The organism is Chryseobacterium vietnamense (genome assembly GCF_031454475.1).
GTDB lineage: Bacteria > Bacteroidota > Bacteroidia > Flavobacteriales > Weeksellaceae > Chryseobacterium > Chryseobacterium vietnamense.
Genome location: NZ_JAVDQX010000001.1, coordinates 1,884,100 through 1,909,633, shown reverse-complemented (window position 1 = coordinate 1,909,633; position 25,534 = coordinate 1,884,100). Strand labels below are relative to the sequence as shown.

The 25,534-nt window shown below is 35.4% G+C and carries 27 protein-coding genes; 15 read left to right on the top strand and 12 right to left on the bottom strand.

What is annotated here, in order from left to right; genetic code table 11:
* Positions 1-51: 51 nt before the first annotated feature.
* From hutU to J2786_RS08620, 3 genes are all read left to right on the top strand, one after another.
* Positions 52-2,037 carry a urocanate hydratase gene (gene hutU / locus J2786_RS08630; protein WP_047433581.1) on the top strand — a complete coding sequence of 662 codons (1,986 nt, stop codon included), beginning with the start codon at positions 52-54 and terminating at the stop codon, positions 2,035-2,037.
* A 14-nt stretch (positions 2,038-2,051) separates the two neighbouring features.
* Positions 2,052-2,594 (top strand): Crp/Fnr family transcriptional regulator, encoded by a 543-nt coding sequence (locus J2786_RS08625; RefSeq protein WP_047433580.1) that lies wholly within the window; start codon positions 2,052-2,054, stop codon positions 2,592-2,594.
* Between the two features lie 378 nt (positions 2,595-2,972).
* Entirely contained in the window at positions 2,973-3,734 is a 762-nt protein-coding gene (locus J2786_RS08620; protein ID WP_052187085.1) for an MBL fold metallo-hydrolase, read from the top strand.
* A 116-nt stretch (positions 3,735-3,850) separates the two neighbouring features.
* Here the strand turns inward: J2786_RS08620 and J2786_RS08615 are convergent, their stop codons facing one another.
* The 3 genes from J2786_RS08615 to J2786_RS08605 form a co-directional block, all read right to left on the bottom strand.
* Complete coding sequence (locus J2786_RS08615) at positions 3,851-4,666, bottom strand: hypothetical protein (RefSeq protein WP_047433579.1); 816 nt, start codon at positions 4,664-4,666, stop codon at positions 3,851-3,853.
* A complete protein-coding gene (locus J2786_RS08610; protein ID WP_047433578.1) occupies positions 4,666-5,238 on the bottom strand; it encodes a hypothetical protein in 573 nt (190 codons plus the stop codon). Before J2786_RS08610 ends, J2786_RS08615 begins: the two co-directional genes overlap by 1 nt.
* Positions 5,239-5,306: 68 nt before the next feature.
* Complete coding sequence (locus J2786_RS08605; RefSeq protein ID WP_047433577.1) at positions 5,307-6,527, bottom strand: PIN-like domain-containing protein; 1,221 nt, start codon at positions 6,525-6,527, stop codon at positions 5,307-5,309.
* Positions 6,528-6,939: 412 nt separating this feature from the next.
* Between J2786_RS08605 and J2786_RS08600 the strand changes: the two genes are divergently transcribed.
* Complete coding sequence (locus tag J2786_RS08600; RefSeq protein WP_047433575.1) at positions 6,940-7,665, top strand: TonB-dependent receptor plug domain-containing protein; 726 nt, start codon at positions 6,940-6,942, stop codon at positions 7,663-7,665.
* 237 nt (positions 7,666-7,902) lie between these two features.
* On the opposite strand, the gene J2786_RS08595 is transcribed toward J2786_RS08600, so the two are convergent.
* The 3 genes from J2786_RS08595 to tpx all read right to left on the bottom strand — a co-directional run bounded on the left by J2786_RS08595 (position 7,903) and on the right by tpx (position 9,355).
* Positions 7,903-8,277, bottom strand: coding sequence for a helix-turn-helix domain-containing protein (locus J2786_RS08595; RefSeq protein WP_047433574.1), 375 nt, complete (start codon positions 8,275-8,277; stop codon positions 7,903-7,905).
* A gap of 229 nt (positions 8,278-8,506) precedes the next feature.
* Entirely contained in the window at positions 8,507-8,665 is a 159-nt protein-coding gene (locus J2786_RS08590; protein ID WP_156121523.1) for a hypothetical protein, read from the bottom strand.
* Between the two features lie 120 nt (positions 8,666-8,785).
* A complete protein-coding gene (gene tpx, locus J2786_RS08585) occupies positions 8,786-9,355 on the bottom strand; it encodes a thiol peroxidase (protein ID WP_185097557.1) in 570 nt (189 codons plus the stop codon).
* Between the two features lie 286 nt (positions 9,356-9,641).
* On the opposite strand from tpx, the gene J2786_RS08580 reads away from it, so the two are divergent.
* The 6 genes from J2786_RS08580 (at position 9,642) to J2786_RS08555 (ending at position 14,567) form a co-directional block, all read left to right on the top strand.
* Positions 9,642-11,273, top strand: coding sequence for an NADP-dependent glyceraldehyde-3-phosphate dehydrogenase (locus J2786_RS08580; RefSeq protein WP_047433572.1), 1,632 nt, complete (start codon positions 9,642-9,644; stop codon positions 11,271-11,273).
* A gap of 155 nt (positions 11,274-11,428) precedes the next feature.
* The gene (locus tag J2786_RS08575) at positions 11,429-11,938 is read left to right on the top strand and encodes an RNA polymerase sigma factor (RefSeq protein WP_047433571.1); all 510 of its coding nucleotides are present in this window, start codon (positions 11,429-11,431) and stop codon (positions 11,936-11,938) included.
* A 10-nt stretch (positions 11,939-11,948) separates the two neighbouring features.
* Entirely contained in the window at positions 11,949-12,764 is an 816-nt protein-coding gene (locus J2786_RS08570; RefSeq protein WP_047433570.1) for a hypothetical protein, read from the top strand.
* 61 nt (positions 12,765-12,825) lie between these two features.
* Positions 12,826-13,185, top strand: coding sequence for a DUF7716 domain-containing protein (locus J2786_RS08565; protein WP_047433569.1), 360 nt, complete (start codon positions 12,826-12,828; stop codon positions 13,183-13,185).
* 268 nt (positions 13,186-13,453) lie between these two features.
* Positions 13,454-13,963, top strand: coding sequence for an RNA polymerase sigma factor (locus J2786_RS08560; RefSeq protein WP_047433568.1), 510 nt, complete (start codon positions 13,454-13,456; stop codon positions 13,961-13,963).
* A gap of 13 nt (positions 13,964-13,976) precedes the next feature.
* Positions 13,977-14,567, top strand: coding sequence for a hypothetical protein (locus J2786_RS08555; protein WP_047433567.1), 591 nt, complete (start codon positions 13,977-13,979; stop codon positions 14,565-14,567).
* A 41-nt stretch (positions 14,568-14,608) separates the two neighbouring features.
* Here the strand turns inward: J2786_RS08555 and J2786_RS08550 are convergent, their stop codons facing one another.
* Entirely contained in the window at positions 14,609-16,003 is a 1,395-nt protein-coding gene (locus J2786_RS08550; protein ID WP_310024754.1) for a S41 family peptidase, read from the bottom strand.
* A 315-nt stretch (positions 16,004-16,318) separates the two neighbouring features.
* On the opposite strand from J2786_RS08550, the gene J2786_RS08545 reads away from it, so the two are divergent.
* Positions 16,319-17,416 carry an MBL fold metallo-hydrolase gene (locus tag J2786_RS08545; RefSeq protein WP_047433565.1) on the top strand — a complete coding sequence of 366 codons (1,098 nt, stop codon included), beginning with the start codon at positions 16,319-16,321 and terminating at the stop codon, positions 17,414-17,416.
* Here the strand turns inward: J2786_RS08545 and J2786_RS08540 are convergent, their stop codons facing one another.
* Positions 17,417-17,704, bottom strand: coding sequence for a GNAT family N-acetyltransferase (locus J2786_RS08540; RefSeq protein WP_047433564.1), 288 nt, complete (start codon positions 17,702-17,704; stop codon positions 17,417-17,419).
* A gap of 528 nt (positions 17,705-18,232) precedes the next feature.
* Between J2786_RS08540 and J2786_RS08535 the strand changes: the two genes are divergently transcribed.
* The 4 genes from J2786_RS08535 to J2786_RS08520 all read left to right on the top strand — a co-directional run bounded on the left by J2786_RS08535 (position 18,233) and on the right by J2786_RS08520 (position 21,852).
* Positions 18,233-18,691 carry a hypothetical protein gene (locus J2786_RS08535; RefSeq protein WP_047433563.1) on the top strand — a complete coding sequence of 153 codons (459 nt, stop codon included), beginning with the start codon at positions 18,233-18,235 and terminating at the stop codon, positions 18,689-18,691.
* 96 nt (positions 18,692-18,787) lie between these two features.
* On the top strand, positions 18,788-19,693 hold the full coding sequence (locus tag J2786_RS08530) for a helix-turn-helix domain-containing protein (RefSeq protein ID WP_047433562.1): 906 nt from the start codon (positions 18,788-18,790) through the stop codon (positions 19,691-19,693).
* 86 nt (positions 19,694-19,779) lie between these two features.
* The gene (locus J2786_RS08525) at positions 19,780-20,781 is read left to right on the top strand and encodes an aldo/keto reductase (protein ID WP_047433561.1); all 1,002 of its coding nucleotides are present in this window, start codon (positions 19,780-19,782) and stop codon (positions 20,779-20,781) included.
* A 78-nt stretch (positions 20,782-20,859) separates the two neighbouring features.
* Complete coding sequence (locus tag J2786_RS08520) at positions 20,860-21,852, top strand: MBL fold metallo-hydrolase (RefSeq protein WP_047435824.1); 993 nt, start codon at positions 20,860-20,862, stop codon at positions 21,850-21,852.
* Between the two features lie 305 nt (positions 21,853-22,157).
* Here J2786_RS08520 and J2786_RS08515 read toward each other — a convergent pair whose 3' ends face one another.
* The 4 genes from J2786_RS08515 to J2786_RS08500 form a co-directional block, all read right to left on the bottom strand.
* On the bottom strand, positions 22,158-22,550 hold the full coding sequence (locus tag J2786_RS08515) for a DoxX family protein (protein ID WP_047433560.1): 393 nt from the start codon (positions 22,548-22,550) through the stop codon (positions 22,158-22,160).
* Between the two features lie 37 nt (positions 22,551-22,587).
* On the bottom strand, positions 22,588-23,364 hold the full coding sequence (locus tag J2786_RS08510; RefSeq protein ID WP_047433559.1) for a DUF1223 domain-containing protein: 777 nt from the start codon (positions 23,362-23,364) through the stop codon (positions 22,588-22,590).
* Between the two features lie 335 nt (positions 23,365-23,699).
* Positions 23,700-24,464, bottom strand: a complete 765-nt coding sequence (locus J2786_RS08505; protein WP_047433558.1) for a LytR/AlgR family response regulator transcription factor — start codon at positions 24,462-24,464, stop codon at positions 23,700-23,702.
* Positions 24,445-25,458 carry a sensor histidine kinase gene (locus J2786_RS08500; protein WP_047433557.1) on the bottom strand — a complete coding sequence of 338 codons (1,014 nt, stop codon included), beginning with the start codon at positions 25,456-25,458 and terminating at the stop codon, positions 24,445-24,447. The genes J2786_RS08505 and J2786_RS08500 overlap by 20 nt, the downstream gene beginning before the upstream one ends.
* Between the last annotated feature and the right edge of the window lie 76 nt (positions 25,459-25,534).

The following is a 25,534-nucleotide window of genomic DNA, read 5'->3' as shown; positions in this document are numbered from 1 at the left end:
TATCTTTAAAACTTCAAACATTGTTTAAAACATAGACCTTTAAATAGTAATATGACATTTCAAGAACAGATAAAGCAGGGGATTCCTGATCAGCTGCCGCAACCCAAACCATACGAGACGAATATCAACCATGCTCCGAAGCGTAAAGAAATTTTAGGAGAAGAAGAGAAAAAACTGGCATTGAAGAATGCTTTACGTTATTTTGATCCTCAGTTTCATGCAGAACTGATTCCTGAATTTAAACAGGAACTGGAAGATTATGGAAGGATTTATATGTACCGTTTCCGTCCGGATTATGAAATGAAGGCAAGGCCTATCACAGATTATCCCGGAAAGTCTGAGCAAGCCAAAGCCATTATGCTGATGATTCAGAATAACCTGGATTATGCCGTGGCCCAGCACCCTCACGAACTGATTACCTATGGTGGAAACGGAGCGGTTTTCTCAAACTGGGCACAGTATCTGTTGACGATGAAGTATTTGTCGGAAATGAATAATGATCAGACATTGGTGATGTATTCAGGACATCCGATGGGATTGTTCCCGTCTCATAAAGATGCACCAAGAGTGGTTGTAACGAATGGTATGATGATCCCGAATTATTCAAAACCGGATGATTGGGAGAAATTCAATGCGTTAGGGGTTACCCAATATGGACAGATGACCGCAGGAAGTTATATGTATATCGGCCCTCAGGGGATTGTTCACGGAACAACGATTACGGTGCTAAATGCTTTCAGAAAAATCAAAAAAGAGCCTAAAGGAGGACTTTTTGTAACTTCAGGATTAGGTGGAATGAGCGGAGCTCAGCCAAAAGCAGGAAATATAGCAGGCTGTGTTACGGTATGTGCAGAAGTGAACCCTAAGATCACAAAAATCCGCCACGATCAGAAATGGGTGAATGAAATCCATGAAGATCTTGATGAATTGGTTAAAAGAGTAATAGAAGCACAGGCTAACAAAGAAACCGTGTCTTTGGCTTACCTTGGAAATATTGTTGAAGTTTGGGAAAAATTTGATCAGGAAGATGTAAGAATTGACATAGGGTCAGATCAGACTTCGCTTCACAATCCCTGGGCCGGAGGTTACTACCCTGCAGGGCAAAGTTTTGAAGAATCTAATACCATGATGGCGGAAAACCCTGAGTTATTCAAGGAAAAAGTTCAGGAAACACTGAGAAGACATGCTGCAGCCATCAACAAACATACAGCAAAAGGAACCTATTTCTTTGATTATGGAAATGCCTTTTTACTGGAAGCTTCCAGAGCCGGTGCTGATGTAATGGCAGAAAATCCGACATTAGGAAGAGAATTCAGATATCCGAGTTATGTACAGGATATTATGGGACCTATGTGTTTCGATTATGGTTTCGGACCGTTCCGTTGGGTATGTTCCAGCGGAAATCCGGAAGATCTGCAGAAAACCGATGATATTGCATGTGCTGTATTAGAAGAAATGGTGAAAAATTCTCCTGAAGAGATTCAGCAGCAGATGAAAGACAATATCCAGTGGATCAAAGGAGCACAGGAAAATAAACTGGTAGTAGGTTCTCAGGCCAGAATTCTTTATGCAGATGCAGAAGGAAGAATGAAAATAGCAGAAGCCTTCAATAAAGCTATTAAAAACGGAGAAATCGGACCTGTAGTATTAGGTAGAGATCACCACGATGTTTCAGGGACAGATTCTCCTTACAGAGAGACTTCCAATATCTATGACGGATCAAGATTTACGGCAGATATGGCCATTCACAACGTGATTGGAGACAGTTTCCGTGGAGCTACATGGGTGTCTATCCACAATGGTGGTGGAGTAGGCTGGGGAGAAGTTATCAACGGAGGTTTCGGAATGCTCCTTGATGGTAGTGATGATGCCGACAGAAGATTAAAATCCATGCTTTTCTGGGATGTGAATAACGGAATCTCAAGAAGAAGCTGGGCAAGAAACGAAGGCGCTGTTTTCGCTATTAAAAGAGCGATGGAAGCAGAACCTAATCTGAAAGTAACGCTTCCAAACCTTGTAGACGAAAATTTACTATAATATAAAATTCAGCATTGGCAACGATCAACAAAAAACTGTTTTCACACCTGAACGTAGAGGATAGTGATCCTGTATGGGAGAAGTTTGCTGAGGTTGAATTTTCAAAGAAAAACATATTTACAGACAACAGAGCCTATCTTGTAGAAGATGGGCTTGTCCGTAAATATTACATCAACAACTCCTCAGATATTGATACTGAAATCTGTGCAGAATTCTACTTTCCCGGTGATATTTTTACAGTGGAAGAAAAAAGCTCCGATGCCGTTTACGAATCCATCAATAAAGGATTGGCATGGGAGATTACCTTGGATGAAGTGAAAAACCTGTTTGCTGTAAATCCACACTGCCGTTTCGTGCAGAATTACTATCTGAGCAGAAAACTTAGTGCTGCGATGAAAAGAGAAATGCTCCTGCTGAAAAACACTCCACAGGACCTCTATGAATACTTGCTCAAGAACAAACCTCATTACATTCAGAATATTCCTCTGAAATACCTTGCCTCTTATATTGGCATTACGCCAATCTCTTTAAGCAGAATTAGGAAAAGGATTTTGTAATAAGCTGGAAATTTGAAGATAATAAAAGAACTTACTAAGACTATATTATCTTGCAGAGTTTTTTTAACGCAAAGCTTCAATTTTAAATCCACATTATAAGTGAGCAAAGGATGAATCGATTTTCAATCGATTTGATGAAGCGTGCTCTTATCATTAGCTTGGACAACGGCTTTGCCGCCTTCTTTGCCCCCTTAGAATCTGCAGTTAATAAATAAAAACTTTGCGTTTATAAAATCCTTACTGTTAATTCAAAGAAAAGACAATAGAAACTGTAGAGAAAGAATCAACTTCCATCTCCCATCCGTAAAACACTCCATTAATTATCTTTTGTTTATTGTCTTACCTTCCATAAGTTCCTTCCTTTGCTGAAAAAAGAATATGGAAATACAAAAATTAAACTGGGCAGGCATCCGCCTCACTTCACACAACAAAACCATCTTAATAGACGCTGTAGAAGATTTCTCTTACTATAAACCTGTTTTGGGAGATGCCGTAGAGAATCTTATAGAATTTTTAGACCATGTAAAGGCAGATTATATTCTGTTTACGCATATGCATCTTGATCATTTTGATAAAGGAGTGATCCGAAAATGCTTAAAAAAAGACGGTAAACTGATTGTCTATGCAGGACTGGAAACTGTTGTAAAAAAGTTGGTGGATGACGTAGAAATTATTGTTCTTGACCTAAATGAAACCTTCACAGAAAACAATATCACCTTCAAACCCGTATTTGCTATGGATGGAGTAGGAGAAATACAATCTTCCTGGATTGTCGATGATGGAACGACCAAAATATTTCATGGTGGCGATACCATCTGGCATAACCAGTTCTGGAAGCTTGGAAAAGAAAATCCCAATATAGATTACGCTTTCTTACCCGTAAACGGCGTAGTAGTAAATTTTGAGATCATTGGACTAGAATACAGTCCGGTTCCTGCTTCCCTTAATCTGAAAGAAGCCTTTGCAGCAGCTCATCTTCTGCATGCCAAAAAGCTGGTGCCTATCCATTACGGATTGTTTGCTCATGAGAAATGCTATATCCCTCAGGTTTTTGATGATCAGGATTTGAAAAATGTTTCAGAGGAAGTAGGACAGGCGTTTCTTACTTTGAAGGATGGAGCTGTGCTGGTAGAATCTTAACTAATATTTGTAAGGAAAACTGTCATTCTGAATGAAATGCAATGGAATGAAGAATCTCAATCTTAAAATGAAAACCTGCTACGAGGCAGGTTTTATTCTTTAGACAGATTTTCATACTATATTATTTCTAATATTTTTTCTTTTTCACTCCACAAAATGGGATGTCTTGTAGTTTTTTCTTGAAGCAATTCTAACAAACTTTCAGAACGTGATTTTACAAAACCATCACAAGAGTCATTAATTATAGAAATCTTTTCAGTAATATCTTTATTTTCTATTGATTTTTCTGATATCTCAAAATTAACAATTGACTTTCTTAATCCATTTTCGAAATATTGTGGAGTTGAGCCTGTAACATATGTTAATAAGTTGAGTTTACTACCTTTAAATATGATTGCATTAAATTTTATATTCTTGAGATCTGTTAGAAATTTGTCTAGTTTTACATTTTGATTATAATGTTGCTTTAAAAAGTTGTTTGCTTCAATTCTGAAATTTTCTTTTTCCCGCTCATCTTTTTCATCTTTATATCTTAAACAATAAGCATTAATAACTCCTACTAAAAAATTAGACAGATCAAAAACAAGAGAAGGAATATTAGAAATGTTGTTTGTAGATTTATAGTAGAAAACATTTTTTTCAACATCCTCTGTTTGTTTTATGTCATAGGAGAATAAATATGATTGCTTGATTCTTTCAGCAATTTCTTCTTGTTCTTCGCTAAAGGATATGTCATAATAATTTTGATCCAGCCATCCATAATCAGAAACAATATATTTTCCATTTTTATTTTTGTGAATAAAAACAGAAATAAACTTAAAGTTTATAGTGGAATAACCTGTAATAATTTCTATAAAATTATTTCTAATTCTTGCACTGGTTAAGTTGCAAAAAGATGATTTTATTAAATTAATTATTTCATCATTTTCCATTATTCAAAGTTTAAGTCATCAAAATTAATCATTTCTTCATAGTTGAAATTCAAAGTTGCCTCTTTCAAAACAATTTCAGGAAAATCTTTATTTCTAGATTTCGAATTGGTTTCTTGACAAAATAAAGATACTCCAAAATTTATATCATCAACTATAATTTTAGCAGTCTCTTCATTTTTTAATATGTCATTTTTATAAGCTATGGAAACTCCTTCTGAATTGAATGTATTAAAATGTGGAGTTGTAATCATTTGCTCACTCAAAGGAATATTCTCATCGTAATTTCGATGTGCAGGACCATCTGAATCAAAACGAAAAAAAGGGATCTTACAAAACTTTTGACTTCTGAACTTTACTCCATATTTTTTGTTGAGCTTTTTCTTCTCTACAATAAACTCTAAATCATCAAATTCTAATTCTATTTCAGTACAAGAGTTACCAATTGTCCAATCTTTTTTTGTTTCCTTTTCAACTAAAATAATTTGATCTTTAATGATAGTTTTACTATTTTCAAAAAGCTTTTGAAAATTAATAAAATTGTCCTTTATTTCGAAAATTATCTTACTTGCCATACTTTAAAAATTCATATAATGTTAGTAACAATGGATATAAGTTTCAAAGCTATTTTAGCGATGATATATTATTCGTACTTATTTTTATTATTATCGAAATTTATTTGTATAAATTTCTTTAAAATTTCTTCATCAATTTCAGATGTTTTATGTTTAATATAATTATTTCTATATGAATGCTTATTGTAATAATCAATCTTATCCTTAATTAAATCTCTTTCTTTTCTTAAATCTAGAATATAGTTATTATAATTTTTTATTCGATCTTCTATTTTCTCATTGCTACTATAGTCATTTAAGATAGAAATCATTTTATCATCATTATGAATTAACTTTTCAATTTCAAGTAATCTATTGTGTAAGAGATCTGTTTGTTCTCTAGATTTTTCATTGAAATAGAATCTGCCTTTTTCATTTTCTATAATCTCAAGTTCTGCTGTTTTCATAGCTTGAATTTCTTCTAGTGCCTTTTTATTTATTTGTTCCTTCAAATATGTTTGACCATAACTTAAAAATCTTTCAGAAGAATACATATGGAATTGTTTTTGGGACTCTTTGTAAATTTCTTCAACCAATTCTTGTCTCGGCCCCATATTTCTTCCATCTTTTAATTTCCACCACCAATCTATTTTTCTTTCATCTGTAATTAAAATTACATCTTTATTTAAATCCTTAGAAAGTTTTATTATTTGTTTCCACAAAATTAAATCTCCAAATTTTCGAAGACCATCTTTTGTTTTTTCATCTTCAAATCCCGGAGGTATTTTCTTTGTATATCTATCTTCTCCTTCTTTATATATTTCTTCTAATTCTTTACTATTAAATTCTTCTCCAACTTTTAGCCGGAAAAATTCTGTTAGTTTATTATAAATTGGATCTTCTTTTAAAAAGTCACAATATTTTTTTATGCTCTCTTCAACTTCTTTGCTAACATTTTCAAACACTTTGTTTAGTTCAGAATCTATGCTTGAAGATAGAAATGGTGGTTTATTTGTTGATTGTAGATCCTGCTGAATTTGATGTATTTTATTTAAAAAATCTTTATATGCCTTTTCTTGTTCAGCAATAACTTCATATCTATTACGATTATATTCTAAAGCTGCCTGATGAGGAATATAAATTTTATCTGAAAATTTTGATATTAAGTCTATGAGGGTTTCTCTTGTTGTATCAGAATAACGATATAAATTTAATAAAACGTTCGCATCAAATATTATTAATCCATTATTCCATATGGCTTCGATTTCTTCTTCAGTTTTCTTATAATAACCTTGAAATGTAGTTTTCATGTTTTGTTAAGGTTTTGTTAAAAATTTCTGTAATTTATAAAATAATCCCTATTATAATTTCCGTAGAAATACGGAAATGTTACCAAATATATATTTTATTACTTCTAAAACGTTACGGGTTCCCGTAACCCCAAAACATCCTACCTTAAAAAACATCCCCGTTTGTAACCACCCAAACCCTCCGCAAGTCTAAAACAACAGTAAAACAAACTTCCGAAATCCTCCGTTTGTTAAAAACAAGGATGTTTGCGACTTCCGACCTCTCGGGAAGTCTCCTGTAAGTTGTGGGAAACCTTCAGAAATGTCAGGAGGTTGGTTGTGGGTATGTTTGTAATTAAACAATTTTATTGAAATGTATACTTGTGTTCCAACCTTTTCTTGTATCACTGCATCTTTATAAGAAAAGAATTTTATGAAAATAACCATACCAAAACCTTGTCATGAAAACTGGAACGCCATGACACCCGATGAGAAAGGAAGATTTTGTGCGGTCTGTTCCAAAACAGTAAGAGACTTCAGAAGAGCTCCTGATGATGAGATTATAGATGTTTTTGCAAAAGCATCGAATGAGATCTGCGGTAGTTTTCTTCCTTCACAGCTCAACAGAGATCTGCATTATTCTTATATCAACGCTCTTTTTGTGAAATTTGCGGTGGGCTTTATGTTGACAACAGGAGGTATTATAAGTGTGAATGCACAGCAAAAGACAGCTAATGATACTTTAAAAACTGAAGACATCAAGGAAATTACCCTTACTGAATTTGGCATTCATAAAGACAGAAAGTTACTCGGATCAGTTTCTGTAGTACCTGCTGATGCTTTAGCCTGCAAAGAGAAGAAAAGTAAAACATCTGCCTCCAATTTAGCCCAACCATTAACTACGCAGGTATCACCCAATGTTGTTCAAAGTATAAGTTCAGTACGTATTGGTGGAGTACCTTCAAGTAAAGCTAGACCTTATAATCCACTGTATGTTGTAGATGGAAAGATCAGTGATTATGAAAAAGTAAAAGCTCTGGATCCTAATATGATAAAAACAATGAATGTTCTGAAGGGAGCCTCTGCAAAGTATGGCGAAAAAGCTAAAGATGGGGTAATCGTAATTACTACAAAAAGAAAAAAATATAAAACAAATTAAGACTCTTTATTTTCCCACAGATTTCACAGATCTTTTCCTATTTATCTACTTGATTGGCGCAATCTGAGAGTGAACATTGAGATTGCTTCACCTTCGGTTCGCAATGACAGTGGTAGTGTTGAAATTTTATCGGAGATAAAATCCTTGCGCCTTAAAACAGAAATTTTTAATATCATTTTGCGCCATTGCGTTGATCCCAACTACAATACAAAAAAACTCAGCATATAGCTGAGTTTTTTATTTTTTCTTAAGAGCATTTAGCTCTTCTTGTAATCTCTGGTTTTCTTTTTTTAGCATTTCTATAAGCTCTCTTTGGCTTTCGAGAAGAAATTCTGGAACATTGCAATAATAATTACCACTAACATTTCCTATATTGTTACTATTGGTATTATTTTCAAAATGATTGATCTGCTTTGCTTCCTCTTCTTCAAAGATTTCCTCTACGGGAACTTCCAGGAAACGGGCAATTTTTTCCCATTCATCATTGAAAATCTTTACATCTCCACTTTCTTTTCTGCTGTAGTTAGAGACATCTGTAGCAATATATTCAGCGACTTGCTGTTGTGTGAAGCCTTTTCTTTTTCTTACGTTGCGTAGTTTTTCTTTTTGCATGACCGTATTTTCTACAAATATGCAAAATATTACCCGAAAAAATATTTCTTTTTGTTGGAAATTTTAAACGTTCGCTTCATACAATCAATCTTGATTGATTCCCTCTTTGCTCCCTTGAATTATTCATTTTTAAATTAAAACTTTGCGTTTTATAGTTTGTTTATTGTGTTGGGAAAACGCAAAGACGCAAGGTTTTTAAAGTGTTGTATTTATTTAAGGCGCAAGAAAATCAAAGATTTTCAGCAAGTGGAATGTTATGAATTTTATCGGAGATAAAATCTTTGCGCCTTAAAAAGGTATATTTTAAATACCATTTTGCGCCTTTGCGTTTTTCAACATCAATAAAAAACTCAGCTGCACGCTGAGTTTTATTATTATTTTGAACCATTAAGAATATTGAAGTTGTGAAGGTAAGTTAAGAGAAACATCAAGATGTTCTTAAAAAGCTATGCGCTTATCTTAATAATCTTATATTTTTAAATGTTCTTAATGGTTTTAATGTGATTCACTATTTCACAGCCGCAATAGCTGCTTCATAATTTGGTTCCTGAGAAATATCCGGTACTTGCTCTTCATAGATGATATTACCTGAAGGATCTATCACCACAACAGCTCTGCTCAGAAGCCCTTTCATTGGAGAATCTACCAGTTCCACCCCATAGTTCCATCCAAAATCGGAACGGAAATCAGAAAGCATTACTACGTTTTTGATTCCTTCCGCACCACAGAATCTTTTCTGGGCAAACGGCAGATCTTTGGAAATACAAAGAACTACAGTATTGGGAAGATTTCCCGCCTCTTCATTGAAATGATGCACAGAAGCTGAACAAACACCAGTGTCTACACTCGGGAAGATATTCAGAATAACATATCTACCTTTGAATGAATCCAGTGTCTGATCATTCATATTAACATCTGTAAGGGTAAATTTGGGAGCCGGCTTGTTTAGTGCGGGTAATTTGGCGTACGTGTGAACTTCTTTTCCTCCCATTAAAACAGTATTGATCGCTTTAGATTTTTGGGCAAACCCCACTGCAGAGAAGAATAGCAGTGTGCTGCAAACTAATTTTGAAAACATGAAATTTATTTTTAAGCTAAATTATTCTTTTTTTAGGAGCTGAGATTAATTTTAATTCAAATAGATCGAATCTATTGTCAGATTGTTTCTTCTAAAATATTTTACCTCTACCTTTATGTTATAAAATGTAGTAGTTTCAAAGGTGTCATTCTGAATGAAATAAAATGTAATGAAGAATCTCATATAAAAATCAATAAAGATTCTTCCTTCGTCAGGATGACAAAAGTCAAATAATTTAAATTTTGAGACAATTTCAATCTTATCACATAAAAAAATAGAAAGATTTATGAGTTCAGAAAATACAGCATCATTTCATCACAACATTTTTAAAGGAGAAAACGAAATTCCGGAAGAATATAAAGTTCCGGTTATCCATCAGAGAACTTATCTTTTGAATGGGGAACTGGTAGAGTGGAACGGCGATGTCACGGAAATTTATTCTCCGGTGTGCATCCCCACAGAAAACGGATTGGAAAGAAAACTTCTGGGAAGCATCCCGAATATTGGTCCGAATGAGGCTATGGAAGTTCTTGAAGCCTGTGTAAAAGCTTATGATAACGGACTTGGTGAATGGCCTACCATGTCGGTGGAAGGACGAATCAAATGCATGCAGAAATTCGTCTATCTGATGATCCAGCAGCGAGATCTGGTTATCAAACTGCTGATGTGGGAAATCGGAAAAACACTTGCTGATTCTACCAAAGAATTTGACCGTACTGTAGATTATATCAATCAGACCATTGATGCTCTTAAGGATCTTGACAGAGAATCTTCCCGCTTTCAACAGGCTGAAGGAACCATTGCGCAGATCAGAAGAGCACCGCTGGGCGTGGTCTTAAGTATGGGGCCATTCAATTACCCTCTGAATGAAATTTTTACCACATTGATTCCTGCTTTGATCATGGGAAATACCATCCTTTTTAAACTTCCAAAGCACGGTGTTCTGGCTCATTATCCTTTATTAAACGCCTTTAAAGAAGCATTCCCGAAAGGAACGGTGAATACATTATACGGAAAAGGATCAGAAATTATCACACCGATTATGGAAAGCGGAAAAGTGAATGTTCTGGCTTTTATCGGTTCAAGTAAAGTAGCTAACGGATTGAAAAAACTGCACCCGAAGGTAAACCGTTTAAGAGCGATCCTAAGTCTGGACGCTAAAAATGCAGCCATCGTTACCAAAAATGCGAATCTTGATGTAGCGGTAAGTGAGTGTATTTTGGGAGCACTTTCTTTCAACGGGCAACGTTGTACAGCATTGAAACTGATATTTGTCCAGAAAGAAGTGGCCCTGGAGTTTACAGAAAAATTGAGTGCTGCAGTTTCTTCGCTGAAGGCCGGGCTGCCATGGGAAAAAGATGTAAAAGTAACACCACTTCCGGAAGTCAACAAACCTGCTTATCTGAAAGAATGTATTGATGATGCCTTACAGAAAGGAGCTGCAGTGCTGAATGAAGATGGGGGCTATACAGATGAATCTTTTGTTTTTCCGGCCGTAGTGTATCCTGTAAACAGTGATATGAAGCTTTACCATGAAGAGCAGTTTGGTCCTGTGATTCCTGTTGTTCCGTTCGAAGATATAGAGGAGCCTATAGAATATCAGGTGAATGCTTCCCATGGGATGCAGGTAAGTATTTTCAGTGAAGATCCGCAGGAAGTAGCAAGACTGATTGATCCGTTTGTAAATCTTGTAAGCCGTGTCAATATCAACTGCCAGGCACAGAGAGGTCCTGATGTTTTTCCTTTCACCGGAAGAAAAGACAGTGCAGAAGGAACACTTTCCGTGTTTGATGCGCTCCGCTCATTCTCCATACGGTCTCTGGTGGCTGCAAAACTGACGGATTCCAACAAAGAGTTGCTGAATACGATTGTCAGAGAACATGATTCTAACTTTTTAAGCACAGATTATATTTTCTGATTCTGACTGATATTGTATTTAACATAAAATAAAAATCCTCAATAAACGCCTTGGTTTGTTGAGGATTTTTTTAACTTAATGCCGGAAATTAAAGTTTTGTGTTATAATAAGATGATATTTTTTGGAAATATTATCTAAGGATCAGTGTGTAAATCATGTCTTCACCAGAAAAAGAATTTTTAGAGAAAATTGAAAAACACAAAGGTGTTGTTTTCAAGATCTCTAAAATGTATATGGATAATAAGGACGATCAGAATGACCTCTACCAGGAGATCATTTACCAGGCCTGGAAATCATACGCTGATTTTCAAAAGAGAAGTGATTTCTCCACATGGCTGTACAGAACTGCGCTTAACACAGCAATTGTTTTTTTGCGAAGTGAAAAAAAACGTAGTTTTATCCAAAATCAGAATATTGACGGGCTGAGTGCCCGGCAGGAACCTTATAATGATACGGATGATATGAATATGAAGCGGATGTATGAAGCCATCCATCAGTTAAGCCCCATTGATAAAGCCCTAATATTTTTCTTTTTAGAAGGCTTTTCGGGAAAAGAGATCGCTGTACAGCTGGGAATTACTGAAGTGAATACACGCGTAAAGCTGAAGAGGGCAAAAGAAAAGCTGAAAGAGATCATTACCAGACAGGGTACAGGTTCCTATTAAAAATAACACTATGGATTTAGAAAACTTTAAAGAACTTTGGAATAAAGATACAGGGCAGGAATCCCCTGAAATTTCTCTGGATAAACAGAAGGAAATACATTCTCCGCTGGAGATGCTGAAAGTGAATATGGAAACTGAATTCTGGCTGATGATTATAACATTGCCTTTGCTTTTAACAGGGGTTCCATCAGCTTCTGCTGATTCTAATATTAAAACGATTTCAGCATTTGTCACCATACTGACCGTGGCCATTATCGTTTATTTTTATTCCCGCTTCCTGAAATTGTATAAGCTGCTTAGAAAAAACAGTACGAATACAAATTACGACTTGTTTAATCTTAAGACGCAGCTTCTCATCTCGAAAGAAATTTATATTTCCTATTATATTGCTTATATTCCCCTTGGCTTTCTTTTATCTCTGATACAGATCAATTTTCATTTTGATAGAGAGTATAACCTGGCTATTTTCGGGATCAGTCTTCTGATTACTCTTCTGTTGATCGCTTTTATCATCAAATACTGGATCTATTATATGTACGGAAGGTATATTGATGATGTGGTACGTTTGGTAGATGAACTTAACGGAATTGAAGTAAGTCCAAAACCTGAAAAGAGAAAAACGTGGTTTGAACGCTCACAGACATTTTTTATGAATAAAATGGGGATTAAAGGAAATGTCCTGAATACCGTCATATGGTTTGTATCCATGTATTTTTTTATCATTTTATTTCTGACAATTGTTCTTTTGATCATTATCATAGTAGGCGCAAAACTTGATTTTCTTGATATCGGTTCATTGCAGAGAGCTTTAAATAAACTGAATTAGATAATCCAATCTTCTGTAAAATTTCTATCTTTAGAAAATTGAGTTGTAAAAAAAATATCACATGGATGATTTTAAAAATCAGATGTATTCTATAGAAGAATTTCTGGAGTTAGTAAAGAGCAAACAGGACAGGAAAGCATCGTTTGATCCGGAATTTAATTATGCTGTCTATTCTTCAACAGATGAATTTAAATCCGAAATGAAAGTTTTTATCGGAGATCCCTTGGATATCGGTGGAAATGATAATGAAATCTTACCTGATTTCGTTTTTCACAACAAGCTTCATTATATGTGTTCTGATGAAAATATTCAGGATGTGGTGGATCTTGCTATCACGCAGCAGGCTGATGTTACTTCTTCCCAACTTATTATGGCTCTGAACCATTATCTGGAAAAAGATGATTTCTTAGATTTTAAATAATAGGAGAATTAAATACTTTAAATAAATAACCTGATGTAAAAAAATATCAGGTTATTGCTTTTTTTAATGTAACATTTTTACTTTTCTTCTACTAACTGATCAAGTCAGAAAATTATTTCGACTCATACTATTCTGAAGAAATAGTAAAAAGCTTAAAAAACACACAATGAGACCTGACATTATTTTGCTGTCAGGTTTTTTTTATTTCTTTTGTCAAAATCTGTAACAATTTTTTTAAACGAAAACTAACTCTATAGAGTAACAAGCTATGACCTCATTAGAACAAGAGTTTATAAGTAAAATTGAACAGCATAAAGGAATCCTGTTTAAGATTTCTAAAATGTACATGACTGAAAAGGATGATCGTGATGATCTTTTTCAGGAGATTACCTATCAGCTCTGGAAAGCATTTCCCGGTTTCAGAGGTGAAAGTGAATTTTCTACCTGGCTGTACAGAATTGCTTTGAACACAGCTATTATTTTCCTGAAATCAGAAAAGAGAAGAAGTTTTATCGCTCACGCAGATTTTTCCAATCATATCATTATCCAGGAAGACTATGATAATCGCAAAGAAGAACGCCTGGCTGAAATGTATAAGGCCATTCATCAACTCAATCCTATTGATAAAGCTTTTATATTCTACTATCTGGAAGATTTTTCAGGAAAGCAGATTGCAGAACAGATAGGAATTTCTGAAGGCAATGCAAGAGTGAAAATGAACCGGGCAAAAAATAAACTTAAAGATATCTTAAGCCAAATAAAAACCAACAAACATTAAAATCAGTAATCCCATGAATATCGATGAATTGAAAAATACCTGGAACGAAGATATTGTGGAGGAAACTCCCGAAATAACCATAGAACAGACAAATAAACTGAATCTTCCTCTTGAAAAGATACGCAAAAATATGCGTGTTGAATTCTGGTGGATGATCGGGATCTTTATTTTCGCCTTTCTGGTGTGCTCCGTATGCAGACCATTTAAACTTCAATTGTACATAACGGTATTGATTGCCTCGATGCTTATTGTCACTGTTTTCTTTTTCAGTAAGTTTTTTAAATTGTACAATGAAATCAGCAATCCTGCACCTAAAACTTATGATTCTTTGAAAGATCTCGTGATGCAGCTCAATCTTAACAAACAGTATTACCTCTCATACTATATCAGTTTTGCACCTTTTCTGGTGTGTGAAATCCTTATTGTTCTGGAGTTTATCCCATGGCCCAATCCTCCGGGTGAACTGAAGATTGCGGTGATCCTAATTAGTACAGTAACCATAGGCTTATTTTTGCTTTATATTGTTGGAAGGTTCTGGTATCAGCGCTACTATGGAAGATACATCCAACATATTGAAGGTCTTTTGGAAGAATTAAAAAGATAAAAAGAGTTCGGCGGGCTGAAAGCCCGCCGAACCTATATTTACTATTGTCCTTTATTTTCTTTTTCTTTTGCAATTTCTTTTTTTATCCAATCCAGCTGTGGATCTTTTTGATTAATAATATCCTGCATGTTTTCAGGAACAGTCACATCAGGAACAACACCTTTCCGCGAGTCTGAAAAATTGATATTGGGCTGTACCAAAAGCAGTCCTATGGGAAATCTGATTTCAGAATTGGGAAGCTTCTGGTAGGAATAAAATCCGGCAACAGTTCCGTCATTGGCGCCTCCTGTTTCTTCTCCCACAAGCGTTGCTCTTTTATCATTTTTAAGCTTAGCAGTAATAATAGAAGATGCAGAAAAGCTTCCTCCGTTGATCAGTACAAAAACTTTTCCATGAAAGGCCTCCTTTTTAGGTTTTGTAGGTTTGTCTGCCTTCATTTTGTAGAATACCTTTCCATCCTTTTTATAGGTACTGAAAGTCTGTGCAAAAAAATAGCTCGGATAGGCAATACTTTTAAGAGCATACTCTAAAGGATTGCTTTTTCTGAAATAATTGGTGCGCAGAGGGGCATTTCTTGACGTTAACTGAGAAGGTTTGATCAGCGTAAACGGTTCATCAGCTAAATAGGAATACAGATTATTGATTTCATATAAAGAGCCGCCATAATTATTCCGGACATCTATGATGAGGTAGGGCGATTTTGCATGGCTGATCCTGGCAAAAGTCTTTTTATAAAACTCATCTGAATAATCCCTTGAGAAGCTTTTCACCTTAATATAAGCGATTGTACTGTCTTTATCAAGAAACCTGAAACTTCTGTTATAAGAATTACTGGAAGCAACATAATCGTTCAGTTTCTTTTCCGGGGTCTTTTTCTGCATTTCCTTATCTTTTTCAAGATCAGTATCAGATTTTGTTTCTCTGGTTAAGGTATATGTCTTTTTTTCTCCATTATAAAGCGTTTCAAGAGTAGCTCTGCTTTCAAATCCATTTTCGGCAGTATAAAAATTAAAGAACAGATCTTTTAAAAAATACGGATGGAAGGTGGTATTATCACCATCACTGCTGATCAGGCTTCTGTACTTCCTGATATAATCGGATACAGGAACATTATTGATGGATAAAATTTCAGTTCCCGGCTGTATATGGTCAATAGAATCTTTGTTTTGAATAATGTACATCTGATCTCCTGAAATATAATATTCAAAACGGCTGAACATTCCTTTCTGATGTTCCAGTCTTTTTATTTCATTTTTGGTAAATTTCTTTCTGGGAATCCTCAGGGAAAGATGTCCTTCACGAATTCCGGCAATAACAGGCTGAAGCTTGAAATAAAACTGAAGAGGAGTAAGAGGCTCTGTGATGGTTTGTTTAAGACTGTCAAATTTACTTTCCAACTCCTTCTTAGGAATATACCAGTATAATTGAGGGTGCATTTGCTGTAATTTTGAATACGCAAAATCCACATCTTCTTTAAGTTGCTCCGGTGGAATACATGAGGCTCGCTGTTCATTGTGTTTTTTTATAGAGGCACAAGACGAAAAAATAACGAGAAGAAATATTACCGAATAATTTTTCAATGTATCTGAGTTTTTTAGGGTGCTAAAATAGAAAGTTTAAAATTAATCCTGATCTAAATGAATAATAAATTTTTAAAAATGCATGATAAATTTAGTTAAAAAATAGAGTAAAATGGAATAAACTTTCATTTAAAAGCAAAAGTCAATACATTTGATATTTATTTTGTACCGATGATTTACTGGATTATTACCTGTGTGGTTGTTTTGACGGTTACTTTTTTTATAGTGATCAATATGAAAGCGTTTGGTGGAGTCCCAAAAGGGAAAAGACTGAAGCGTATCAGACAGTCGAAACTCTACAAGAAGAGACAGTTTCAGAATATCAGCCATACTCCTTCCCTTACAGAAGGCTACAAAATGTGGAAAGTAACCTACGATTTCTTTTTAGGAAAGAAAGATCCGCTGTTGAAACCCCTAAAAGCTATTCCGTCCCTTCATACCGATCTGAAAAATATTGATAAAAATGAAGATGTATTGATCTGGCTGGGGCATTCCTCTTATTATCTGCAAACCAACGGAGTTTCCTTTTTAATAGATCCTGTCCTCAGCCTGTATGGTTCTCCTTTTAAATACTTTAATAAAGCTTTCAAAGGTTCAGATATTTTTAAGCCTGAAGACATTCCGGGTATAGATTATCTTATCATTACCCATGATCATTTCGATCATCTGGATTACCCAACTGTAAAATCTATTGAGGGAAGGACGAAAATGGCCATTATACCTTTGGGAGTAGGAGCACATCTTGAAAGATGGGGCTATGCTGAAAATAAGCTGATTGAAGAAGAATGGGGAACACAAATTACCCTGAAAAATAATATAAAAATTGTTTTTACTCCTGCCAGACATTTTTCCGGCAGAAGAGTAAGGCAAAATGATACACTTTGGAGCTCTTATGTTCTGATAACACCTACCAGGAAAATTTTCTTAGGAGGGGACAGTGGCTATGATTCTCATTTTAAAACAATCGGTGAGCAATATGGACCTTTCGATTATGCTGTTCTTGAAAACGGACAGTATGGAGAGGCATGGAGGTATATTCACAAATTACCTGAAGATGTCATTCAGGCGGCTATTGACCTTAGAGCACAACGTATCATTCCGGTTCATGCTGCCAAATTTGCATTGGCACTTCACCCGTGGAATGAGCCTTTACAAAAGATAACGGCCCTTGGAAAAGAAAAAAAACTGAATATCCTCACTCCGATGATCGGCGAGGTAGTAGATCTGAATCAGTCAGAACAGGAATTTACAGCCTGGTGGGAAAGCTGATCAGGCATGCCAGATTTCTTTATACCTTGCAGGATGATTTTCAAACTGCTGTCTTACAAAATCACATTCCGGGTCTACAAGCAAATCTTTTTCTTCTGCGTAGCGTACCAGCTCGTCCAGCAATAGTTTGGCGTATCCTTTTCCTTCACGCTCTTCGTCAAGTTTCGTATAAAATACAATAAGCAGTCTTCCGTCAACCTCTATGGACATATAACCTGCCTTTTTCCCGTCTATAAGTAGCTGCAACTCATCCTGATATTGAGATACCTGAAACTTTATATTTTCCATAACAATGTAAGATTTGGTTGATTAAAATAATTTGAGAACATTGCATTAAAAACATTCTCTCCATTAAAATTACAAAATTATATCATATGAAATAATAGTTTTTTGGAATCTTAACGAATTTTATACCATAAATGGTGTAATGATAGGTTAAAAGATAAAAGATAAAAGATAAAAGATAAAAGATATTACTATTAAATATCCGTATGTAAGGATCAATAGAGGTGGGCTTTAGCCCGCCATACAATACATAATTTCTCCTACGGCTTTAGCCGAAACTTAAATATATGTGTTTTTATAAATCTGCAATGTGTTGATTATTAATTTATAATAGGGTTGTTGTATAATAATTCTTGGGATCTAATCATAGCTTTAGAATCATTAATGTTTAAGAATTTAATAAAAAATACAGAAAATAATTCAAAGATAATCAGTTGTTTATGATTTTTTTTAACAAATGTTAGTATTGGTAATTAATAATTGGCACTTTAATTGACTATCCCTTGATAATTATTTTTAAAGTGGAATGAAATGAAAAAGTTAATATTAACCGCATTATTGGTTGGGACCTTCAGTTTGAGTTATGCCCAATCAGATTATTATAATGATTATAGAAGGAGTATCTCGGATATCAACTGGCAAAGAGTGATTACCGACCTTGTTCTTTCATCAACACAGGCTAATCAGATCTATGTGTTGAATGACAGATACCATGATTATGATACTTGGAACAGAGTATATGTTGTAGAACCTGGAAGATGGAGAAATGACCGTTATTCGGAGCTGGAAAGAATTCTGGGTAGAGAAAAGTATATCATCTTTAAAAAGAAATACTACAGAGGTCAAAACCCTGTAATTGTTTATGGAAGAAACAAAAACGATTATAAAAAATACCGTAAACAACAGGAGAAGTATTACAAAAATCAGGAAAAGTACTACAAAAAACAAAATAAACATCATGGTCACGGACGTGATGATGATTGGGATTAACCCATGATCAACTTAAATGACTGGCATTTTTTGTCAGTCATTTATTTTTTCAATATGTGATTTATGTAATTTGTTTGATTTTTATAACTTTGATCTATGGAATCACATGAATCACTCAAAGGTTTTTATGAAAGAAATGCTCCCAACCTGGCATCACAATGTATTGGGGTGAATAAAATGGGGCACTTCAATGTGTTTTCGCGGGAATACTGTTCTCCTCTTACCCCTTACAGCAGAAGAGATTATTATAAGATTTCACTCATCATAGGAAAAGGAAAATTACATTATGCCGATAAATGGATCAAAGTAGACCGTCCCGCATTATTGTTTTCCAATCCTATTATTCCTTATTCATGGGAAGCTGATGATGAGGATCAGAAAGGTTGGTTCTGCCTCTTTACCGATCAGTTTCTGCATAACGGAAGCCGTATAGGGAATCTTCAGGATTCTCCGCTGTTCAAGATTGGAGGAACTCCCGTTTTCTTTGTAGATGAAGAACAGCAGAGCATACTTTCTGAGATCTATACCAAAATGATGACGGAGATTCAGTCGGATTATATTCACAAGTATGATATGTTGAGAGCATACCTTCATCTGATGATTCATGAAACCATGAGAATGCAGCCGGCTGAAAGTTTTGAACCTTATCAGAATGCTTCACAAAGAGTGGCCTCTTTATTTATGGAACTGTTGGAAAGACAGTTTCCTATCGACAGCCCTGAGGCCTTTTTAAAATTAAAAACTCCTAATGATTATGCTCAGAGCCTCTCTATTCATGTGAATTCTTTAAACCGTTCTGTAAAAGAGATTACAGGAAAAACAACCAGCCAGCAGATTACCGGAAGGATTATTCAGGAAGCCAATGCCTTATTGAAACATACAGATTGGAATATTTCTGAGATTGCCTATGGACTAGGTTTTGAAGAACCTGCTTATTTTACCAATTACTTTAAAAAACAAACCGGAATTACTCCCAATGCTTTAAGAATGGATGTTGTTTGAATTTTATAATTCTTAGTTTGAATTCTATATCGGGGTTAGCTTCCGGATGCTCTAATTTTGTCATGTAAAATTAAATCATACCTATCATGAAATTTAAAAAATTAGGAAACACAGAAGAACAGTTATCAGCAATCGGTTTAGGATGTATGGGAATGAGTTTTGCCTATGGTCCTACCGATGAGCAGGAAAGTATCAATACCCTGCACAGAGCTTTGGATTTAGGGGTTAACTTTTGGGATACAGCAGATATGTATGCCAATGGAGAAAACGAAAAACTAATTTCTAAAGTTTTAATACCCAACAGGGATAAGATTTTTATTGCGACCAAATTCGGATTCAGGTTTAAAGATGGCAAAGCAAGTCACAGCGGAGCGCCGGGAACCTATTTCGATGGTTCTCCGGAATGGATCAGACAGGCTGTAGACTTAAGTCTTCAAAGATTAAAGATCGATACTATTGACCTGTATTATGCTCACAGAGTAGATCCAAATGTTCCTGTAGAAGAAACAGTAGGAGCTATGGCAGAGCTGGTGAAAGCAGGAAAAGTGAAATATATCGGATTGTCTGAAGCTTCAGCAGAATCTATCAGAAAAGCCAATAAAATTCATCCTATTGCAGCATTACAGTCAGAATATTCCATCCTTACCAAAGATGTTGAAAAAGAGATTTTACCAACCATCAGAGAGCTTGGAATTTCCTTGGTTCCATATTCTCCGTTAGCAAGAGGGCTTTTCACCAATATCTATGATGTAAAGAACCTGGGTGACGATGACTTTAGAAAATCATTACCGCGTTATCAGCAGGAATATCTTGAAAATAACACCAAACTTGCGAACGAGATCAATGAACTTGCCGCTTCCAAAGGAGTAAAAGGAACTCAGCTCGCCTTGGCGTGGGTGTTGAATCAGGGAGATGATATTATTCCGATTCCCGGTACAAAAAGAATCAAATATCTGGAGGAAAATATTGCAGCAGTCAATATAGAACTTTCTCAATCCGATCTGGATGCCATTGATGCCATTCTGAAAAAATACCCGAATGTAGGAGAAAGGTATACCGAAGGTTCAATGAAACTGGTGAACAACTAAAAACTATTCATATAAAACTGAGCTCTGAACATGAAAGGAGCTCAGTTTTATTTTATATTTAAACCAAAGTATTCAACGATGAACAGAAGAGAATTATTAAAAAACGGATTACTTGCAGGAACATTGAGTATGATTCCTTTTTCCGGTTTGATGGCCGAGCCTAAAAGAACTGCTGAAAAAACTGGCGAAGATCTATCAGGCTTTAAAAAAGTAAAGCTAGGTGAACTGGATCTGTTCATCCTCACAGATGGATATATTCATGAAGAAAACCTGAGCTCATTTGCTCCCAGAGGTACCGTTCAGGAAGTGAAATCAATCCTTAAAAATAATTTCAGACCCGATAATTATATCGATATGGCGATGAATATTCTATTGGTTAAAACAAAGAATAAAATCATCCTGTTTGATACGGGAATGGGAATTTTTGCAGATGAAAGAACCGGATTTCTATTAAAAAGCCTTCAAAAAGCAGGATTTTCTCCAAAAGATATTACCGATGTTTTTATCTCTCACGCCCATCCGGATCACATAGGCGGAGTAGTGGATAAACAAAATAAGTTTATTTTTCCTAATGCTGATATTTTCATCTCCAAAACGGAACATGATTTCTGGATGAAAGCTTCAATCAAAGACTTCAGTAACAGTGCTCTGAAAGCACAACCTGAATTCCTTAATCAGATTATTCCTGCAGTTCAGAATATTCTGAAAACCATTCAACCCAAACTGAAATTTTATGACCTTAATAATCCGTTGTATGATTATTTTAGTTTCCAGTTGGCTCCCGGCCACACACCAGGTTTAACGGTTACCACTATCTCTTCAGGAAATGAAAAACTCATCTATATTGCTGATCTGATCCATTCTGATGTTGTCCTTTTTCCACATCCTGAATGGGGATTTTCTGGAGACACTGATCTGGATATCGCAACTGCATCAAGAAAAAAACTCCTTCAGCAATTGGCTGATACCAGAGTAAGAGCATTTGCTTATCACTTACCATGGCCAGGCTTGGGGTACACAAAGAAAAAAGCAACTGGATTTGAGTGGTTTCCCGAAGGTTTTATGAATTAAATGTCAGGTAATAGTTTGCAGAGATTAGGGATGACAAATAGAAATTGGAAACAAGGAAATGTTATCTTAACCAATAGTAATAATGTGCTTGGCATTCCCATCCTCCGGAGGGGTGGCAAAAATTCAAAGAATTTTTGACGGGGTGGTAAAATCATACACACAATACTATCAATAGCAGCGGACTTTAGTCCGCTTTTTCAATAAAATTTTACCATTCGGCTTTAGCCCAAATTTATAAAATAACAAATCCTCCCGGGCAAAGAGAGGATCTGTTTTTATACATAAGAAAAAATTAGAGTTTATCATTAAGCTTCACCAAATACCACTTCAGGAGAATATAGCTTTCTGAACATCAGATAAGTCATCGTAAGCACAGAAAAAGCGACTATTGCATCTACCGTAGATGGAAAACCAAGCACGGCAATCTTCGAAAAGAAAGCAAACAGGATATCAAAAAACATTCCTGCAAATACCCATTCTTTTAATCTCAATAATCTATTGGGAAGCAGAAGAACCACAACTCCGGAGATTTTAAAAATATCTAGTATATAAATAAAGTGAGGCGGATAGCCAAGCTGTTGGGTAATGTCCCACACAACCGGATTTTTTGTCAGTTCAAAGAAACCGCTGGCTCCAAACCATAATGACATAAAAATAGCGCCTGTCCAGTAGATGATTTTTGTAGTTTTTGTTTTCATTGTTGTAATTTTTAATGTAATTAAATTGTATATTATTTTATTTAAAAGCTGTTTTTGCTGATCCTGAGATTTCTCCGGTTTTCATATTCTGAATAAAAGCGATAACTTCCCAGTTTTCAGGAGAAAAGCCTTCAGGAAGTTTGAATGTGGTTATTCCTTCTTGCTGCTTATTGATAGAGATCTGATTTTGCTTGTGAACAATCTGCCAGTGATGCAAATGGCGTCCTTCATTTTCACCTTTTCCTACCTCAGTGGATGAATATTTTTCAACCAGATTAATGAGCAGTATATTCTGAGAATCTGTGGAAGATGTTTTATACTGAACGTCAATTCTATTCTGAGAAGCAGCTGCAGATAATGCTACAGGTGTTTTTTTAGAAGTAAATAAAGCTTTCTGAATAGCATTTCTGATATTGTTTTCATCAGAACCTACAAATTCTGTTTTTCCGTTCACTACCAGCTGTGGAGTATAAACCTGCGAATTCAAAATACGGCTGTACTGCTGTTGTCGTTGTGAGTTTTCAGCAGTACTGAATCGGTCTTTCCATCCAAGACGGTTCCAGTAGTCTACGTGGTAGGAGAGAAGGTAAACCTGCTCATCTTTATATTCTTTTTCAATTTTTCCCATCAGTTCATCTGCGGGAGGGCAGCTGGAACAGCCTTCTGAAGTAAAGAGTTCCAGAACGGCAAAACCATTGTTTTCAGATGTTGAATGTTGTGCTGCCTTTTGATCTTTATTTTGATGAATAAATGCTGAAGTAGCAAATAATAACGCGGTAAAAGCGCTTACTGTGATTAAGTTTTTTAGTATCATGTCTTTTAATTTGATTCAAAAGTAGATACTCTGGAGAGGCAAAAGAATGTAAAAAGAGGTTAACCGGACAAATTGAAAGGTGAACCCGGAAATTGTGAGGGGAAGGATATCTGGGCTGGGAGAAGGAAGTTGGAAGTTTCCAGAGTACCAAAGGAATAAAGTATGTCTTTTAAGTATTGAAATATAAGCAGGAAAGAGCTTAAGAAATTGGTACAATCAAATAAGAAATAAGAAGAAAACCCTGATCATACCGATCAGGGTTATAATGTATTTCAAAAGAGTTCTGTAGCTTAGAATGACTGCAAGTACTTCCTACTTCCAGCCTCCCTTCACCTTTATCTATCCTCCAGCCAGGTGAAGAAACTATGCGTTTTTTCTTTATTAATCAAAAGCTTTTCAGGTGTTTCAACGGTGAGTTTCACCAGTATTTTGCGCTGAAAATAATGCTCCATCTCTTTAATGGCTTTAAAATTAACAAGATATTGTCTGTTAACTCTGAAGAATTGTTTATCGGAAACCTGTTCTGCCACTTGCCCTAAAGGTTGTGTAAGAGGAAATTGTTCCTTTGCGAATGTCACCAGGTGGGTGATTTCATTATGAATATAAAAATAAGCAATGTCGTCGGTTGGGATTGTGGTATATTTTTGATTTTTAAAAACCAGGAAACTGCCCTTACCTGCAGCCGCAGGCTGACTGATTTTCTGTATCAGGGACTCGAGATCAGGAAGATCATTTTTTTGAAAGAATTTTTTCAGTTCGTCAACCTTTCCCAGAGCTTCAGCAATATCTTCCTTGGAAAATGGTTTTAAAATATAATCAACTCCCTTGCTTTTAAAGGCATCCAGCATATACTGATCAAAGGCGGTACAGAAAACCACAGGGCATGTAATCTCCACTGATTTAAAAATTTCAAATGAAAGTCCGTCCGAAAGATGGATATCCATAAAAATGAGATCTGGTTTGTTCTCATTTAATCCTTCAATACTTGTTTCAATACTGTCGTAAACACCCAGTATCTTTGAGTCCGGTTTTAAGTCTGAGATTAAATTCTGAAGAGCTTTTGCCGCCCTGAATTCATCTTCAATAATGATTATATTCATGAATTAATGGTAGTTTTATCTGAAATGTTTTTTCGTCTGAATGAATAGTAATATCCTTTTCCAGCAAGTGTTTATAGCGCATTTTAATGTTATCCAGTCCGACTCCCAGGGAATCTTCGGGGTTTACTTTTCGCTGTATAGGATTTTCGATCACAATTTTGTCTTCAGCATTATAGATTTTGATATGTAAAGGTTTGCTTTGTGAGACAATATTGTGCTTAATGCAGTTCTCCACCAGAAGCTGAAGAGTGAAAGGAGGAATAAGGGTTTGTGCTGATTCTTTTCCAAGTTCGTTGGTGAAATTAATGCCTTCTCCAAAACGGGCTTTCTGAAGAAAAAGATAAGAATCCACTATTTTCATTTCTTCCTGAACACTTATCAGATCCAGTTTTCTGCTTTCCAGTGTAAATCGGTAAAAATCAGAAAGTTTTACAATAAAATCAACGGTTTCTTCATCACGGGTTTCCGCCATCAGTTTTAAAGTATTCAGGCTGTTGAAAAGAAAATGAGGATTGATCTGTTGCTTTAACAATTCATACTGAGCTCCCAGATTGTCACTTTTTACCTTTTCCAGTTCAAGCTGTATCTGCTGGCCTGTATAGTTATTTTGAAGAAGATTCAGAAACATGTAGCACACCAGATTGATTAGAATTCCTCTTACTTCAATCATCAGCATGACCGGTCCGAAGTTAATATGTGAAAGAATCAGCTGCTGAATCCAGGCCAGTCCAAACATAATTACCATCCCAAAAGCCAGTACCACCATCAGTCTCGAATAAGAAATATGCTGTCTTCGTTTTGCTGTACGGTTCAGCATATAAATGTTGATATACCACATGATTACAGAAAAAGCTGCTGTAATAGCTGAGTTTACCACGGCTTCTTTCCAGTTAAACTGATGAGAAGCCAGCTGAGGTACTGAAGATAGAACTCCCAGGAAAATGGAGCTTATCCAGATAATGGCCTGTGAGATTTTTATTTTTTGCTGTTGCATGAAATCTGCTGGTTTGAAAGGGTTAAATTAGTGCTTTTTATTGAAAATATTATGATAAATAATGAAACGGGAATTT

What these genes read in the sequence shown, in the direction of transcription:
- hutU (WP_047433581.1), top strand. Translation starts at nt 52, where the DNA reads ATGACATTTCAAGAACAGATAAAGCAGGGGATTCCTGATCAGCTGCCG.
- J2786_RS08620 (WP_052187085.1), top strand. Translation starts at nt 2,973, where the DNA reads ATGGAAATACAAAAATTAAACTGGGCAGGCATCCGCCTCACTTCACAC.
- J2786_RS08615 (WP_047433579.1), bottom strand. Translation starts at nt 4,666, where the DNA reads ATGGAAAATGATGAAATAATTAATTTAATAAAATCATCTTTTTGCAAC.
- J2786_RS08610 (WP_047433578.1), bottom strand. Translation starts at nt 5,238, where the DNA reads ATGGCAAGTAAGATAATTTTCGAAATAAAGGACAATTTTATTAATTTT.
- J2786_RS08605 (WP_047433577.1), bottom strand. Translation starts at nt 6,527, where the DNA reads ATGAAAACTACATTTCAAGGTTATTATAAGAAAACTGAAGAAGAAATC.
- J2786_RS08600 (WP_047433575.1), top strand. Translation starts at nt 6,940, where the DNA reads ATGAAAATAACCATACCAAAACCTTGTCATGAAAACTGGAACGCCATG.
- J2786_RS08595 (WP_047433574.1), bottom strand. Translation starts at nt 8,277, where the DNA reads ATGCAAAAAGAAAAACTACGCAACGTAAGAAAAAGAAAAGGCTTCACA.
- J2786_RS08590 (WP_156121523.1), bottom strand. Translation starts at nt 8,665, where the DNA reads ATGGTTCAAAATAATAATAAAACTCAGCGTGCAGCTGAGTTTTTTATT.
- tpx (WP_185097557.1), bottom strand. Translation starts at nt 9,355, where the DNA reads ATGTTTTCAAAATTAGTTTGCAGCACACTGCTATTCTTCTCTGCAGTG.
- J2786_RS08580 (WP_047433572.1), top strand. Translation starts at nt 9,642, where the DNA reads ATGAGTTCAGAAAATACAGCATCATTTCATCACAACATTTTTAAAGGA.
- J2786_RS08575 (WP_047433571.1), top strand. Translation starts at nt 11,429, where the DNA reads ATGTCTTCACCAGAAAAAGAATTTTTAGAGAAAATTGAAAAACACAAA.
- J2786_RS08570 (WP_047433570.1), top strand. Translation starts at nt 11,949, where the DNA reads ATGGATTTAGAAAACTTTAAAGAACTTTGGAATAAAGATACAGGGCAG.
- J2786_RS08565 (WP_047433569.1), top strand. Translation starts at nt 12,826, where the DNA reads ATGGATGATTTTAAAAATCAGATGTATTCTATAGAAGAATTTCTGGAG.
- J2786_RS08560 (WP_047433568.1), top strand. Translation starts at nt 13,454, where the DNA reads ATGACCTCATTAGAACAAGAGTTTATAAGTAAAATTGAACAGCATAAA.
- J2786_RS08555 (WP_047433567.1), top strand. Translation starts at nt 13,977, where the DNA reads ATGAATATCGATGAATTGAAAAATACCTGGAACGAAGATATTGTGGAG.
- J2786_RS08550 (WP_310024754.1), bottom strand. Translation starts at nt 16,003, where the DNA reads ATGCACCCTCAATTATACTGGTATATTCCTAAGAAGGAGTTGGAAAGT.
- J2786_RS08545 (WP_047433565.1), top strand. Translation starts at nt 16,319, where the DNA reads ATGATTTACTGGATTATTACCTGTGTGGTTGTTTTGACGGTTACTTTT.
- J2786_RS08540 (WP_047433564.1), bottom strand. Translation starts at nt 17,704, where the DNA reads ATGGAAAATATAAAGTTTCAGGTATCTCAATATCAGGATGAGTTGCAG.
- J2786_RS08535 (WP_047433563.1), top strand. Translation starts at nt 18,233, where the DNA reads ATGAAAAAGTTAATATTAACCGCATTATTGGTTGGGACCTTCAGTTTG.
- J2786_RS08530 (WP_047433562.1), top strand. Translation starts at nt 18,788, where the DNA reads ATGGAATCACATGAATCACTCAAAGGTTTTTATGAAAGAAATGCTCCC.
- J2786_RS08525 (WP_047433561.1), top strand. Translation starts at nt 19,780, where the DNA reads ATGAAATTTAAAAAATTAGGAAACACAGAAGAACAGTTATCAGCAATC.
- J2786_RS08520 (WP_047435824.1), top strand. Translation starts at nt 20,860, where the DNA reads ATGAACAGAAGAGAATTATTAAAAAACGGATTACTTGCAGGAACATTG.
- J2786_RS08515 (WP_047433560.1), bottom strand. Translation starts at nt 22,550, where the DNA reads ATGAAAACAAAAACTACAAAAATCATCTACTGGACAGGCGCTATTTTT.
- J2786_RS08510 (WP_047433559.1), bottom strand. Translation starts at nt 23,364, where the DNA reads ATGATACTAAAAAACTTAATCACAGTAAGCGCTTTTACCGCGTTATTA.
- J2786_RS08505 (WP_047433558.1), bottom strand. Translation starts at nt 24,464, where the DNA reads ATGAATATAATCATTATTGAAGATGAATTCAGGGCGGCAAAAGCTCTT.
- J2786_RS08500 (WP_047433557.1), bottom strand. Translation starts at nt 25,458, where the DNA reads ATGCAACAGCAAAAAATAAAAATCTCACAGGCCATTATCTGGATAAGC.